The 14,529-nt window shown below is 69.8% G+C and carries 14 protein-coding genes and 1 riboswitch; of the genes, 3 read left to right on the top strand and 11 right to left on the bottom strand.

What is annotated here, in order from left to right; genetic code table 11:
* Positions 1-200 precede the first annotated feature (200 nt).
* The 3 genes from OHA91_RS27050 to OHA91_RS27040 all read right to left on the bottom strand — a co-directional run bounded on the left by OHA91_RS27050 (position 201) and on the right by OHA91_RS27040 (position 3,129).
* The gene (locus tag OHA91_RS27050; protein ID WP_031153073.1) at positions 201-1,229 is read right to left on the bottom strand and encodes a C40 family peptidase; all 1,029 of its coding nucleotides are present in this window, start codon (positions 1,227-1,229) and stop codon (positions 201-203) included.
* A gap of 253 nt (positions 1,230-1,482) precedes the next feature.
* On the bottom strand, positions 1,483-2,847 hold the full coding sequence (locus OHA91_RS27045; protein WP_031153075.1) for an NYN domain-containing protein: 1,365 nt from the start codon (positions 2,845-2,847) through the stop codon (positions 1,483-1,485).
* Positions 2,848-2,889: 42 nt separating this feature from the next.
* A complete protein-coding gene (locus OHA91_RS27040) occupies positions 2,890-3,129 on the bottom strand; it encodes a hypothetical protein (protein ID WP_008738811.1) in 240 nt (79 codons plus the stop codon).
* A gap of 136 nt (positions 3,130-3,265) precedes the next feature.
* Here OHA91_RS27040 and OHA91_RS27035 point away from each other — a divergent pair, with 136 nt between their 5' ends.
* On the top strand, positions 3,266-3,988 hold the full coding sequence (locus tag OHA91_RS27035; RefSeq protein ID WP_245240162.1) for a rhomboid family intramembrane serine protease: 723 nt from the start codon (positions 3,266-3,268) through the stop codon (positions 3,986-3,988).
* Positions 3,985-4,266: an Lrp/AsnC family transcriptional regulator gene (locus tag OHA91_RS27030; RefSeq protein WP_328740191.1), complete on the top strand. Its 282-nt coding sequence runs from the start codon at positions 3,985-3,987 to the stop codon at positions 4,264-4,266. The genes OHA91_RS27035 and OHA91_RS27030 overlap by 4 nt, the downstream gene beginning before the upstream one ends.
* Positions 4,267-4,682: 416 nt before the next feature.
* Here OHA91_RS27030 and OHA91_RS27025 read toward each other — a convergent pair whose 3' ends face one another.
* From OHA91_RS27025 to ctaE, 7 genes are all read right to left on the bottom strand, one after another.
* On the bottom strand, positions 4,683-5,264 hold the full coding sequence (locus OHA91_RS27025) for a ferredoxin (RefSeq protein ID WP_328740190.1): 582 nt from the start codon (positions 5,262-5,264) through the stop codon (positions 4,683-4,685).
* Between the two features lie 26 nt (positions 5,265-5,290).
* Positions 5,291-6,676, bottom strand: a complete 1,386-nt coding sequence (locus OHA91_RS27020) for an aminotransferase class V-fold PLP-dependent enzyme (protein ID WP_328740189.1) — start codon at positions 6,674-6,676, stop codon at positions 5,291-5,293.
* A 219-nt stretch (positions 6,677-6,895) separates the two neighbouring features.
* Positions 6,896-7,012, bottom strand: a riboswitch (SAM riboswitch).
* Positions 7,013-7,098: 86 nt separating this feature from the next.
* The gene (gene trpD / locus OHA91_RS27015) at positions 7,099-8,163 is read right to left on the bottom strand and encodes an anthranilate phosphoribosyltransferase (protein WP_031153085.1); all 1,065 of its coding nucleotides are present in this window, start codon (positions 8,161-8,163) and stop codon (positions 7,099-7,101) included.
* Between the two features lie 163 nt (positions 8,164-8,326).
* Entirely contained in the window at positions 8,327-9,955 is a 1,629-nt protein-coding gene (gene qcrB, locus OHA91_RS27010; protein WP_031153086.1) for a cytochrome bc1 complex cytochrome b subunit, read from the bottom strand.
* Positions 9,952-11,010, bottom strand: coding sequence for a cytochrome bc1 complex Rieske iron-sulfur subunit (gene qcrA, locus OHA91_RS27005; protein WP_031153089.1), 1,059 nt, complete (start codon positions 11,008-11,010; stop codon positions 9,952-9,954). The genes qcrB and qcrA overlap by 4 nt, the downstream gene beginning before the upstream one ends.
* Positions 11,007-11,816, bottom strand: a complete 810-nt coding sequence (gene qcrC / locus OHA91_RS27000; protein WP_030036316.1) for a cytochrome bc1 complex diheme cytochrome c subunit — start codon at positions 11,814-11,816, stop codon at positions 11,007-11,009. The genes qcrA and qcrC overlap by 4 nt, the downstream gene beginning before the upstream one ends.
* A 76-nt stretch (positions 11,817-11,892) precedes the next feature.
* Positions 11,893-12,513, bottom strand: coding sequence for an aa3-type cytochrome oxidase subunit III (gene ctaE, locus OHA91_RS26995; RefSeq protein ID WP_030036314.1), 621 nt, complete (start codon positions 12,511-12,513; stop codon positions 11,893-11,895).
* Positions 12,514-12,712: 199 nt separating this feature from the next.
* Here ctaE and OHA91_RS26990 point away from each other — a divergent pair, with 199 nt between their 5' ends.
* Positions 12,713-13,117, top strand: coding sequence for a DNA-binding transcriptional response regulator (locus tag OHA91_RS26990; RefSeq protein WP_031153091.1), 405 nt, complete (start codon positions 12,713-12,715; stop codon positions 13,115-13,117).
* A 53-nt stretch (positions 13,118-13,170) separates the two neighbouring features.
* Here OHA91_RS26990 and OHA91_RS26985 read toward each other — a convergent pair whose 3' ends face one another.
* Positions 13,171-14,415 (bottom strand): L,D-transpeptidase, encoded by a 1,245-nt coding sequence (locus OHA91_RS26985; protein ID WP_031153093.1) that lies wholly within the window; start codon positions 14,413-14,415, stop codon positions 13,171-13,173.
* Between the last annotated feature and the right edge of the window lie 114 nt (positions 14,416-14,529).

Genomic DNA, 14,529 nt, shown 5'->3' with positions numbered 1-14,529 from the left:
GGGCGGGGCCCGGGTCCGCCCCCCGTGGACGGTCGTGTGCCGGGTTCCGCGCTGGCAGACAGTAGCCGTGCGACCACGCACCGACCAACGACCGCCGGAGGGCACACACACCGACGCCCCGCCGGAGACGCAGGTCACCGGCGGGGCGTGTGGTCAGAGCGGGGCCGTGGAATTCGCCCGGATGGGCGGTGCGCGGCGCGTCAGCCGATGCGGACGCCGAACTGGAAGGGCATGTTGTCCATCGACTCGTACTTGACGCCGCCGCGCGGGTTCGAGGCGTGCAGCGTCATGTTGTTGCCGGCGTAGAGGCCGACGTGGTGCAGGTCCCCGTAGAAGAAGACGAGGTCACCGGGCTGGAGCTGGCTGCGGCTGATGCGCGTGCCGTCGTTCGCCTGGGTGTAGGTCACGCGGCTGATGCTGACGTTGGCCTGCTTGTACGCCCACTGGGTCAGCCCGGAGCAGTCGAAGGAGTTCGGGCCCTCGTGGCCCGATATGTACGCGCTGCCGACCTTGGTCTTGGCGGCCGCGAGCGCGGCTCCGGCACGGCCGGAAGCCTTGACGTCGCCGAGGTCGACGCGCTGGCTGTCGGCGCGGCTGGCGCGCGTGTCCTCGTCCTTGAGCGCGGCACGCTCCTGCGCCGTAAGGGTGTTGAGGAGGGCTTGGGCGGCGGCGAGCTTCTCGCCCGAGACCTTCTTCTTCTCGCCGAGCTCCTTGCGGGTGGCGTCGAGGTCGGCGATCTTCCCGGAGGCCTCCTGGCGCTGCTGCGCGAGGGTGCGCTGCTTCGCCTGGATCTTCTGGACCGCTTCGACCTGCTTGCCGCTCAGGTGCTCCAGGGTGGAGGCCTTGTCGAGGTAGCTGTCGGGGTCCTCGGAGAGGAGGAGGGCGAGGGAGGGGTCGATGCCGCCGTTGCGGTACTGGGCGCTCGCCATCGAACCGAGCGCGCTGCGGAGGTCGTTGAGCTCGCTCTGGCCGCGCGCGACCTGGTCCTGGATCTGCCCGATCTCCTTCTCGAGGGTCTCCTGGCGCTCCTTGGCCCCGTTGAACTTCTCGGTGGCCTGCTCCGCCTCTTCGTAGAGGGCGTCGACCTGGCTCTTGACCTCGTCCTTGCTCGGCTTCGCCGGAGCGGCGGAGGCACTCTGCGCGGTGAGGGCGACAGCCGCGGCCGCGACCGAGGTGAGCACGGTCACACGAGCGCGAGTCGGCTGCTTGGGTCGACGGTGGGACGCCACGAAGGCGAGCTCCTTCTTCCTAGGTAGCCGCCGAAGAACGCAACTCGGCAGCACCTTCGCTGCCACCCCGAATGAGTGATCTACCGCACGAAGGTTTGACCAGACCCTAGTGACCCATCTGTGATCAGTTCAAATCCTGCCGGGAAAAACTCGGCCTCCGACCAGGTTCTTTACCTTCACCGCACGCTCCGTGCCGGGCACTTGACGGTGCGTCCTCCACATGACCCACCAATTCCGGCATTCGGAGCGGGAGTTAGGAAACGCGCGAAAGCCGCTTCAGCAACAAAGCGGACGTTACGGGCCGCGCCCCGGCCTTGGCCACTCCGTCGGCGACCTCGCGGTCCGTGGAGACCACGACCACCGGCCGGCCGGGCGGCTCCGCCCGCACCAACTGGCGGATCAGCTCGTCCGCCGTCACCCCGGCCTTGGAGAACAGCACCCGCACACCGCGCGGCGGCGCGAGCAGCACCGGGGCCGCCAGCTCCGCGCCGTCGAAGACACAGGTCATCTCCGCGCCCGTCTGCGCGGCCAGCATCGACAGTCCGCCCAGCAGCCGCAGCCGCTGCTTCTCCAGCGGCATCGTCGGATAGCCGGTCTTGGTCACGTTGTAGCCGTCGACCACCAGATGGGCCTGCGGCAGCGCCAACAACTGGTCCAGCAGAGCCGGATCGGTCTCCGACAGGGCGCGCGCCGCGATGTCCTTCGGCGTCATCCGGCCCGGCTCCACCGCGTCCACCGTGTCGGCCGGGCGGGTGTTCACCGGAGGCAGCGCCAGCTCGCGGCGCAGCCCCTGCGCCGCGTCCAGCACGGTGTCCAGCAGCAGCCGCAGCCGCATGTCCTCGATGCTGCGCCCCTCACGGGTGGCCCGGCGCGAGGTCTCCAGCGACGTCTCCACCTCCGCGAGACGGGACCTGAGCCGCCGGCTCTCGCTCTCGGCGGCCGCCACGCGGGTCGCGGCCTCGCCGCGGATCCCGTCGATCTCGGCGGTCACCTTGCGCAGGGCCGCCTCGCCGCGCTTGACGTCGCTGAGGGCGCTGCGCAGCCGGCGCTGAAGCGATTCCGCTTCCTTGCGCGCCGCCTCCAGCTCGACCCGTACCTGCTCACCGCCCGTGCGCTGCAGTTCCCGTACGTGCTCCAGCTCCTCGCGCAGGCGCTCCAGCTCGCGCCGGGTCTCCTCGCCGACCCGCTCGGCGTCGGCGCGCTGCGCCTCCTCGCCGGCGGCGGCCACGAGCTTGACCCATCCGGCCGGCCGTAGGACGAAGGCGGCGGCCGCCACGTCCAGCGGGTCCGCGGCGGCCGGCGGCGCGCCGGACTCCAGCGCGCCGGCCAGGTCCGCCTGGGCCTCGCGCAGCTTCTCGGCGACCCTGCTGCGGAACACCGGGTCGGTCTCGACCGCCGCGGCCATCGCGTTGCCCGCGAACTTGGCGCGCCGGGTCGGGGTGAAGCGGGCGTACTGGCGCAGCTGCGCCGGCAGGTCCGCGACCGTCAGCGCGCCGAAGGCGTCCGAGACGAGCGCGACGACCCGGCGCCGCACGCCTTCCGGCAGTGGGCGGTCGAGCGCCTCCGCGGCGTCGCCGGCCGCGTCGGCCGGCCCAGCGCCGCTTGCTGGCTCCACAATCCGTCACCCCTACCGTGATGGTCTACCTGCGGACGGGGCTCCTTAGGAGTCCGCGCCCGGCCTGTCCACGAGCTCGATCTGGTCCACCGCGTTGCACCAGCGGCAGCGGACCGACTCGATGGTCTCATTGACCACCTCGCGCTCCTCGACCTTGGGCTCCCCGGCGAGGTCCAGGTGGACGTACTCGACGACCTTCGACGAACGGGTGACGTCGAAGCGCGTGAGGTTGCCGCACAGGGTGCAGCGCCACCGCGTCGTGTCGGTCGGCAGGGGAACCGTCATCGGGCTGCTCACTCCTTCGTAGCTGATTCAATTAAAGCGGTCCGTTCGGCCGTCCGCGTCGGCCTGTGCACCGCAGCTCGTAACCCTACGGCCTGCCACCGCTTCAGGTGGGTCGCGTTGCGTCATGCTCTGTCACATGATCGTAAGGTGGCGGGCCCTGCGCGAGGCTGCCCGGGGACCGGTGGTCACCCACGCGCTGATCGCGGGCTGCGGTGTGGTGTTCGTCCTGAGCCCCGCGTCGGGGCTCAACCCGGTCTACGGGACCGGCGACGAGCTGCTGGCCGCGGGCACCGCGTACTTCCGGCGGTGGGGCGTGGTCCCGGACGAGCTGTTCACGGACGCGCCGCGCGCCTGGCTGACGCCGCTGACCGCGCTGTTCGTCCACGGCAGCTGGCTGCACCTGCTCGGGAACATGCTCTTCCTCTTCGTCTTCGGCGCGATGGCCGAGGAGCGGATGGGCCGCCCGGCGTTCCTCGTCTTCTACCTCTGTACGGGCTACCTGGCGCTGGCGGCGTACGCGGCGGCCAACGCGGAGTCCGCGCAGACGCTGGTGGGCGCGTCGGGGGCGATCTCCGCCGTCCTGGGGGCGTTCTTGTACCTGCTGCCGCGGGCACGGGTGACGAGCCTGTTCCCCTTCCTCTTCTTCCTGCCGCTGCGGTTCCCGGCGTGGATCGTGCTGCTGTTCTGGTTCGCCCTCCAGTGGGTGGCCGCGCACCGCGCGGAGAGCGGGCCGGGGGTCGCCTATCTGGCCCATCTGGTGGGGTTCTCGCTCGGGTTCCTCTACGCGTGGGCCCGGTATCGGGGTGCGACTAGAGTGAGGCGACCAGCGACGGCCACCGAGGGAGACAGCCAGCCGTGATCACCGCGATCGTGCTCATCAAGACCAGCGTGGACCGCATCCCCGAGATCGCCGAGTCCATCGCCGCCCTCGAGAACGTCAGCGAGGTCTACTCCGTCACCGGAACGTACGACCTGATCGCGCTGGTCCGCGTGAACCGCCACGAGAACCTGGCCGACATCATCCCCGGCCGCATCAGCAAGATCCCGGGCGTCAAGGCGACGGACACGCACGTGGCGTTCCGTACGTACTCGCAGCACGACTTGGAGGCGGCGTTCGCCATCGGCCTGGACGCCTGACGCCTCCGGCGCGGTGTGCGGATCCGGCCCCTGCCCTGCGGGCGGCTCGATCCAGCGGGGCGGGGTCGGCCCGGTCGGGGAGCGGGCCCGCCGCCGGGGTGTCTCCTCGGCTCGGCGCGTGCGGGTATGTCCCGGCTGTGCAGGGTGGTCGCGCGCTCGTCCTGCGGGGACACCCCGCCACGTCCCCACTCCCCTCGGGCCCCGTGGACTTCCGGAGCGCTGGCGTGGGGTGGGGACACGCAGGAGGGTCCCGGCAGGACGAGCGCGCAACCGAACCCGCCTGGCCGCGACACCCCGCACGCGCCGAGCCGAGGAGACCCTCGTGCGGGGCACCGCCCCACCCCCGACACCGCCAAGCCGCGCAGCGACCCCGCACGGGCCGGCCCGAACCGCACACCGCCGAGCCCCCCGCAGGGTCAGAGCTTCGGCAGGGGCTCGCCCGCGGCGGGTGGGCGGCGTTCGGCCAGCCAGAAGAGGTAGCCGCGGAGGTAGTCCGCGAGGCCGTCGTCGATGTACGCCACGTACGCCCGCGCACCGCCCGCCGCCTCGCGTTCGTCCTCGTCCTTCGACACGGACCACGTCCGGTCCAGCGCCACGGCCCACTCCCGGACGCGCCCCCGGTCCCGCCACCACTCCCGCACCAGCTCCGGCGTCCACCGCTCGTCCCCGTCGCACTGGAAGCCCTCCATCGGGTCCTGCCAGGCCGCGGCCATGACCCGGTGCGTCTCCTCGGGGGTGCGCGGCTGGCGGTAGACGAACTCCAGCCCGTACTCGTCGTCGTACAGGATGTGGTCCGGAGCCACGCCCCGGCCCACCCAGCAGCTGTCGGTCATCGCCCCGTAGAACGGCCCCGGTACGTTCCGCCAGTTGCGCTCCTGCCACACGTCGGGGCAGGCGTCCCACGAGTGGTTGTACGCGGGCACCCACTCGGAGAGCCCGGGCAGCGGCTCCCCCTCCACGCACGCCCACACCGTCGGTATCGGATCCCAGTAGCTCATGATCCGTACGATGCCAGTCCGCACTGTCAGACCGCGGGGACGCAGCGGCCCTCCTCCGTGCGGTACTGCCACTTCGCGCCGTCCGCGACGAGCTCCTTCACCGCCCGGACGAAGCGCTCCACGTGCTCGTCCGGGGTGCCCGCGCCGAAGCTGACGCGGATCGCGTTCAGGGAGCGCTCGCCCGGGGCGGCCTCGGGGGCCCCGCACTCGCCCTGGGCCTGCGGCTCGCTGCCCAGCAGGGTCCGCACCAGCGGGTGGGCGCAGAACAGGCCGTCCCGTACGCCGATCCCGTACTCGGCGGACAGCGCGGCGGCGAAGTGGGAGCTGTTCCAGCCGTCCACGACGAAGGAGATGACGCCGACCCGCGGGGCGTCCTCCCCGAAGAGGGACAGGACCCGGACGGCCGGGACCTCGGCGAGGCCCTCGCGGACCCGGGTCACCAACTGCTGCTCGCGCGCCACCAGGTTGTCGAAGCCGGCCTCGGTCAGGGCCCGGCAGGCGGAGGCGATGGAGTAGACGCCGATGACGTTCGGGGAGCCGGCCTCGTGGCGGGCCGCCGTGGTGTGCCACTCGACGTCCACGCCGCCGTCCTCGCGGCGGGAGACCTTGCGGGAGGCACCGCCGCCGGCCAGGTACGGCTCGCCCTCCTGGAGCCAGTCGGCGCGGCCGGCGAGGACGCCCGAACCGAAGGGCGCGTAGAGCTTGTGGCCGGAGAAGGCGACCCAGTCGACGTCGAGGTCCCGCACCGAGACGGGGTGGTGCGGGGCCAGCTGGGCGGCGTCCAGCACGATCCGCGCGCCGTGGGCGTGCGCAGCGGCGGCGAGTTCCTTCACCGGCCACAGCTCGCCGGTGACGTTGGACGCGCCGGTGACGCACACGAGCGCCGGGCCGTAGGGCTCGCGGTCGGCGAGCGCCCGCTCCAGGGTGGCGACGGCCTCGGCCGGGGTGCGCGGCGCGTTGAGGTAGGTGACCTGCGCGTTCGTCCACGGCAGGAGCGAGGCGTGGTGCTCGGTCTCGAAGACGAAGACCTGGCAGTCGGCCGGGAGCACCGCGGCGAGCAGGTTCAGGGAGTCGGTGGTGGAGCGGGTGAAGACGACCTGGTCGCCGGGGCGGCAGTCGAGGAACCCGGCGACCGTGACGCGGCTCTGCTCGAAGAGGTCGGTGGACAGCTGCGAGAGGTATCCGGCGCCGCGGTGGACGCTGCCGTAGTACGGGGCGTAGGCGGCCACGTCGTCCCAGACCCGCTGGAGGGCGGGGGCGCTGGCGGCGTAGTCGAGGGCCGCGTAGGTGACCTCGCCGCCGGTGACGAGCGGGACGGTGACGTCGCGGCCGAGGACGGCGAGCGGCTCGGCACAGGCGGGGTCGTGGGCGGTGGCGGCGGTGGCGACGGCGGCGTTCAGGGATGCGGACATGGCGGTATCTCCCGGCAGGCAGGGCTGAATGGCTTCGGTGTGCCCGTACGCGGGTACGGCCGTGCGGCCGTCCGGGGTACGGGAGTGGCCTCGGACGGGACGTCGCGGTACGCGGAAGTGACCCTGGTCCGAGGGTGAAGAAGGGGCGTCAGTCGCCCTATCGCATTCGCTTGCTCACGGAAAACGCTCCTCGAGAGACCAGGACCCCTGGTGTCGAGGGATCCGCGCTTGCCGTAGGCCTTGCTGCCTACGACCTGGTCATCACCCGGGGCACCCCGCCACGGAAGGAGGGTTGCCGGACAGCAAGCCGGGGCCTAAACGCTGTCACTCGTGACCTGCTGAGCATCCTGCCACAAGATCCCCCGAGCACAAGACCCCGGTCCGAATGGCGGACCAGGGTCTGGCTCGAAACGTGTGTCGGGTCAGGCGTTGCTGGCCGTCACCCAGCGCTCCAGTGCGGCCCTGGCGGCACCGGAGTCGATCGACTCGGCCGCGCGGGTGATGCCGGCGGCGATCTGCTCCTCCAGGCTGCCCGTGCCCGGGTCGAGGGCCACCAGGGCGGCCGCCGAGTTCAGCAGCACGGCGTCGCGTACCGGTCCGGTCTCGCCGGCCAGCAGGCGGCGGGCCACGTCGGCGTTGTACGAGGGGTCGCCGCCGGCCAGGGCGGAGACGTCGACCAGGGGGATGCCGACGTCGCGCGGGTCGAAGGTCTGCTCGGCGACCTTCCCGTCCCGGACCCACCAGACCCGGGAGGTCGCCGTGGTGGTCAGTTCGTCCAGGCCGTCGTCGCCGCGGAAGACCAGCGCTGACGAGCCGCGCTCGGCGAGCACGCCCGCCACGATGGGGGCCATCCGGGGGTCCGCCACGCCGGTGGCCTGGGAGCGGACGCGGGCCGGGTTGGTCAGCGGGCCGAGGATGTTGAAGGTGGTCCGGATGCCCAGTTCGCGGCGGGCCCCGGCGACGTGCCGCAGGGCCGGATGGAACTTCACCGCGAAGCAGAAGGTGATGCCGGCCTCCTCGGCGACCTCGACGACCCGCGCGGTGCTCAGGTCGAGGTTGACTCCGAGCTTCTCCAGGACGTCCGAGGAGCCGCTCGCGGAGGACGCGGCCCGGTTGCCGTGCTTGACGACCTTGGCGCCGGTTCCGGCCACGACGACCGCCGACATCGTGGAGATGTTCACCGTCTTGGCCCCGTCGCCGCCGGTGCCGACGATGTCGACGGTGCGGCCGGGCACCTCGATGAGGTTGGCGTGCCCGTACATGGCCCGTACCAGGCCGTTGATCTCCGCGACCGTCTCCCCCTTGGCGCGCAGGGCGACCACGAAGCCGGCGATCTGGGCGTCGGTGGCCTCCCCCCGCATGATCCGGTCCATGGCCCAGGCGGTGTCGTCGGCGCGCAGGTCCTGGCCGGTCAGCAGGGCGTCGAGGACGCCCGGCCAGCCACGGGCCGCCACGCTGTCGCCGCCTGCCGGGGTCGCAACGTTCATGGTCAGCTCCTGCTGCTGTAGGGGTTCCCCGTCGAATGGGTCGGAGATCAGCCTATCCAGCCCCGGTTACGGCAAAGAGCCCCGTCCGGACACTGGACGGGGCTCTCGCCGTGGCGACACCAGGACTGACCGAAATCAGTCCCTCATGCGGTGGTGCAGGGGATCAGTGGTGGCCGTGGCCGGACTGGATCTCCTTGTACTCCTCCACCGTGGGCTTCGGGATCTGGTTGCCCTCGGCGTAGAAGCCCTTGCTGAGCTTCGCGCGCAGCTTCTCGGTGGCCTTCACCTTGCGCTCGACACCGTTCTCGTCGACCGTCGGGCCGATCTCGATCGGCTTGTACTGCTCGTGCGCGGTGAGGGTGTGCAGCTTGCCCTGCGGGAGCGGCTCGTGGACCTCGACGAACTCACCGTGCGGCAGACGCTTGATGATGCCGGTCTCGCGACCGTGCAGCACCTTGTCGTGGTCCCGGCGCTGGAGGCCGAGGCAGATCCGCTTGGTGACGATGAAGGCGAGGACCGGGACGACGAAGAAGCCGATCCGGACGAACCACGTGATCGAGTTGATCGACAGGTGGAAGTACTGGGCGAACATGTCGTTGCCGCCGCCGATGAGGAGCACGATGTACTCCGCGATCCAGGCGACACCGAAGGCCGTACGGGTCGGGACGTTGCGCGGGCGGTCCAGGATGTGGTGCTCGCGCTTGTCGCCGGTGACCCAGGACTCGATGAACGGCCAGACGGCGATCGCACCGAGCACCAGCGGGAAGAGCAGCAGCGGGATGAACACGCCCAGGACGAGCGTGTGGCCCCACAGGTTGATCTCCCAGCCGGGCATGGCACGGATCAGGCCTTCCGGCATACCCATGTACCAGTCGGGCTGCGCACCGGTGGACACGTGGTCCGGGCGGTACGGACCGAGGGCCCAGATCGGGTTGATCGAGGCGACGCCGGCGACGACCGCGATGACACCGAAGACCAGGAAGAAGAAGCCTCCGGCCTTGGCCATGTAGACCGGCAGCAGCGGCATGCCGACGACGTTGTTGTTCGTCTTGCCGGGGCCCGCGTACTGGGTGTGCTTGTGGTAGAAGACCAGGATCAGGTGGGCCACGAGGAGGCCCATCATGATGCCGGGCAGCAGCAGGATGTGAACCGAGTAGAAGCGCGCGACGAAGTCGCCGCCCGGGAACTCCCCGCCGAACAGGAACATCGACAGGTACGTGCCGACGACCGGGACGGACAGGATGGCGCCCTGCATGAAGCGGACACCGGTACCCGAGAGCAGGTCGTCCGGCAGCGAGTAACCGGTGAAGCCGGTGAACATGCCGAGGACCAGCAGCAGGAAGCCGAAGATCCAGTTGACCTCGCGCGGCTTGCGGAACGCGCCGGTGAAGAAGACGCGCATCATGTGCACGATCATCGCCGCGACGAAGATCAGCGCCGCCCAGTGGTGGATCTGGCGGATCAGCAGGCCGCCGCGGACGTCGAAGCTGATGTCGAGCGTCGAGGCGAAGGCCTCGGACATCAGCACGCCCTGCATCGGGACGTAGCTGCCGTGGTACTCCACCTCGTTCATGCTCGGGTGGAAGAACAGCGTCAGGTACACACCCGTGAGGATGATGATGATGAAGCTGTAGAGGCAGATCTCACCCAGCATGAAGGACCAGTGGTCCGGGAAGATCTTGCGCATGTTGGCCTTGGCCAGGCTGTAGATGCCCAGGCGGCCGTCCGCCCAGTCCGCTACCCGCTCGCCGGCCGGCGCTTTGCGCGCCTTGTTGTCAGTGGCGGTGCTCATCCGCGCTCCCAGAATGCAGGGCCGACGGGCTCTTCGAAGTCGCCGAGCGCTTCGAGGAAGCCTTCGTCATTCACGCCGATCCGCAGCTGCGGAAGGGCGTGACCGGCCGGGCCGAAGATGACACGGGCGCCGTCGGAGAGGTCGAAGGTGGACTGGTGGCACGGGCAGAGCACGTGGTGCGTCTGCTGCTCGTACAGGCTGATCGGGCAGCCGACGTGGGTGCAGATCTTCGAGTAGGCCACGATCCCGTCGTGGGACCACTCGAGTTCCTGCTTGTCCTTGATGTCGTCCGGCTGGATGCGGACGATCATCAGGGCGGCCTTGGCGATCTGGACCTGGAAGTCGTGCTGGTGCTCGTCCAGGCCCTCGGGCATGGCGAACGTCAGCGAACCGACGAGCACGTCCTCGGGACGCAGCGGCTCCATCGTGTTCTGGTTGATGAGCAGCTTGCCCTTGGCCCACAGGGTCTTGCGCAGCTTCTCCTCGGGCAGCGGGCCCAGGTCGCGCATGATCACGACGGCGGAGAGCGGCAGCATGGCCAGCGCGCCCAGCATCGTGTTGCGGATCAGCGGGCGACGGCCGATGCCGGACTCGCTGGCGCCGTCGGCGAAGTCCTGGAGGACCTGCGCCTTGACCTCCGGCGGAGCGGCGATCTCGTGGCGCTCCGCGGCGACCTCGACGTCGGACATCAGGGTGCGGGCCCAGTGGACCGCGCCCGCGCCGATGCAGAAGAGGGCCGTGCCCAGGGTGATGCCCAGGGCGAAGTTGAGCGCGCTGACCTTCCCGATGGGGAAGATGTAGACGATCTTGTCGACCGGGAAGATCACGTAGGACGCGATGAAGGCGATCGTCGCCAGCATCGACAGCGTGAAGAGCATCGCGACGGTGCGCTCGGAGCGCTTCGCCGCACGCTCGTCGATGTCCTGGATGCGCGGCTTGTGGACCGGCAGGCCCGGGTCGGCGAACGGGTCGTCCGCCACTGCTACGCCACCGTGGTGGGCGTCGCCCTGCTCGCTCGGCAGGTGCTTCTCTTCGGGAATCTCTTGGCTACTCATGACTTCTTGGCCTTAGCGGTGTGGGCCGCGACCCAGACGGCGACAGCGATCAGCGCACCCAGAGCGAAGATCCAGCCGAACAGACCCTCGGAGACGGGGCCGAGGCCACCGAGCTTGAGACCACCGGGGTTGGTCGACTTCTCACCGTTCACGTTCTGGAGGTACGCGATGATGTCCTTCTTCTGCTTCTCCGGCATGGTGCTGTCGGGGAAGGAGGGCATGTTCTGCGGGCCGGTCTGCATGGCCTCGTAGATGTGCTTCGGCGAGACGTCCTCAAGGTTGGGGGCGTACTTGCCGTTCGTCAGCGCGCCGCCTTCACCGGTGAAGTTGTGGCACTGCGCGCAGTTGTTGCGGAACAGCTCACCGCCGTTGGCGATGTCGGCGTCCGCCGGGTCGTACTGCTTCTCGGTCGGCGTGATCGGGCCGGCACCGAGGGAGGCGATGTACGCGGCCAGCTGGTCGATCTGCGCCTGGGTGTAGATGACCGGCTTCTTCGGCACCTGGGCGCCGGGCTGCTGGGCGGGCATGCGGCCCGTGCTCACCTGGAAGTCGACGGCCGCGGAGCCGACGCCGACCAGGCTCGGGCCGTCAGAGGAACCCTGACCGCCGGTTCCGTGGCAGCTTGCGCAACCCACGGCGTAGAGCTTCTTGCCCTCCTCGATGGCGAGGGACTGGGCGGTTTCATCGGCCTGCGCCTTGCCCGCGGGAGCAAAGGCGGCGTACAGCCCCCCAGTGGCCGCCAGCGCGAGGAGTAGAACGACGACCGCCGCCAGCGGATGGCGTCGTCGTGCGGAGAGCTTTTTCACGGATTACCCCGGTGTCAGGATCTTCTGCGTCGGTGTGTCTGGATGGAGTGCCGGGTCGGACCCGGTGACGTGTTCGCTACTTGATCAGGTAGATCGTGGCGAAGAGGCCGATCCAGACGACATCGACGAAGTGCCAGTAGTAGGACACGACGATGGCCGACGTGGCCTGTTCGTGGGTGAACCTCTTGGCCGCGTACGTCCGGCCGAGGACCAGCAGGAAGGCGATGAGACCGCCCGTCACGTGCAGACCGTGGAAGCCGGTGGTCAGGTAGAAGACCGAGCCGTACGGACCGGACGAGAGGCTCATGCCCTCGTGCTTGACCAGCTCGGTGTACTCGAACACCTGGCCGCCAATGAAGATCGCACCCATGACGAACGTGATGATGAACCACGTCCGGAGCTTCTTCACGTCACCGCGCTCCGCGGCGAATACGCCGAGCTGGCAGGTGAGGGAGGAAAGCACCAGGATCGTCGTGTTCGTCGCCGAGAAGGGCAGATTCAAGGCCGAAGCCTGCTCTGTCCAGTACTCGGGACCTGTCACGGATCGCAGGGTGAAGTACATCGCGAAGAGGGCCGCGAAGAACATCAGCTCGGAACTCAACCAGATGATGGTTCCGACGCTGACGAGGTTCGGCCGGTTGACCGTCGGGTGCGCGTGCCCGGTATCTACTGTCGTTGCTGTCGCCACGACCGACATTATGTCGGTCGCTTATCCCGCCCTCACCCCGGGGGGTGCCGTTCGGAGTGTCAGGGGCGTGTGCAAGGCCCGAACGGCCCATCAGATCACCTCTCCGAACAGCCTCGTGCACATGTCCGAACCGATGTTGACCGGGCGGCGGGAGGAGTAGCATCCCGCGCAACATCAACGTGATTCATGGGACACGTGGAGGATCGAAATGCGGGCGACTGCGCGGGTTCTGGTCTACAGCGACGACGCGGGCACCCGGGAGCAGGTGAGACTGGCGGCGGGCCGCCGTCCCGCCGCGGATCTGCCGCCGGTGGAGTTCCTGGAGTGCGCGACCCTGCCGGCGGTCCTGTCGGAGCTGGACGCGGGCGGCATCGACGTGTGCGTGCTGGACGGCGAGGCGGTTCCGGCCGGGGGCATGGGTGTGTGCCGGCAGATCAAGGACGAGATCTTCCGGTGCCCTCCGGTGCTGCTGCTGATGGGGCGCCCCCAGGACGCCTGGCTGGCCACCTGGAGCCGTGCCGACGCCGCCGTGACCCTTCCGGTGGATCCGGTGGCGTTCGCGGACGCCCTGGCGGGTCTGCTGCGCTCCCGGCTGTCCTCCTCGGCGGCCTGACCCCCGAGGACGGCGGCGGCCCCCGGACAGGGTCCGGGGGCCCGGCCGGCTGCTCAGACCGTCGGCCTGAGGCGGGCCTGGTCGACGTGGCTGCGGCCGTCCTGGGTGCCCTTGAGGAGGGCGCTGCCCTCGCGCCAGTCCTTCCAGTCCATGTTCCAGTCCCCGAACCCGTTGCCGAAGATGTCCATGTCGTCGCCGATGCTGTTGATCACCTGGACGATGTCGCCCTCGGTGATGTTCTCGTAGAACCAGGCGGCGTTGCCCGTGCTCATGCCGGTGCAGCCGTGGCTGACGTTGGCGTAGCCGTGGGAGCCGATGGACCACGGCGCGGCGTGGACGTATTCACCACTCCAGGTGACGCGGGTGGCGTAGTAGACGGGCAGGTTGTAGTACTCGCTGCCGCCGATGCCGACGGTGTCCCCGCGCATCTGTACGTAGTACTGCTTCCCCAGCACCACCTTGATGCCGTTGCGGGTGGAGAACCCGGGCTTGCCGGTGGTGACCGGGATGGAATTGATCACTTCTCCGTTGCGCTTGAACGTCAGCCAGTGCGCGGAGGCGTCGGTGGTGACCTCGACGCGGTCGCCGATCTCCAGCTTCAGCGGCTTGGCGGCGGCTCCGTGGAGGTCGTCGGTGATCTTGATGCCCTCCAGGTTGCTCCGTACGGAGACGCTGGTGTTGGCGGGCCAGTAGTCCTTCGGGCGGTAGTGCAGGTTCTTGTCGTCGACCCAGTGCCAGGCGCCTTCGACCCCGGGCGGGGCGTCGACGATCAGGCCCCGTTCGACGACGGCTCGGGCCGCCTTGTCCTTGACGGGCTCGTTGAGTTCGGCGGTGAGGGGCTGGCCGACGCCGTACTTGCCCTCCTCCGGGCCGAACTCCACCTTGAGGACGCCCTTGGACGGGGTGGTGTCGAAGGCCATCGTGCGCTGGCCCGGGGTGCCCCGCTGGTCCTCCGTGCTCACGGTGACCGTGTAGCGGACGCCTGCGGCCATGGGGACGGTGCTGTGCCAGCGGTCCCCCTTGGCGCTGAGTTCGCCCGCCAGGCGGCGGCCGTGGGTGTCCACGGCCGTGACGTCGGTGATCCGGCTGCCCTTGGCCTTTGAGGTGATCTCAAGGGGTCGGTTGGGGTCGACGGGGCGGCTGCCTGCGGTCTGGTTGAAGGCGACCTGCTCGCCCGCGTCCACCGGACGGGCTGACAGCGGGTTGTCGCCGGACCCGCATGCGGTGGCGCCGGCCCCGAGGGACGCGACCAGCAGGGAGCAGCTGAGTACCGTCCAAAGACGCGGTGAGTGCTTCATGGGGCCAACGCTATGAAGATATGACAATTACGGCGCGCGGGGTGACTGCAAACGAGGGGCCCGGACTCCTCCGAGGAGGTGTCCGGGCCCCAAGTGGTGCGCGACCGGGCCGCG

The sequence above is a fragment of the Streptomyces erythrochromogenes genome (genome assembly GCF_036170895.1).
Taxonomy (GTDB): Bacteria; Actinomycetota; Actinomycetes; order Streptomycetales; family Streptomycetaceae; genus Streptomyces; species Streptomyces erythrochromogenes.
This window is presented reverse-complemented; position numbering and strand designations above follow the sequence as displayed.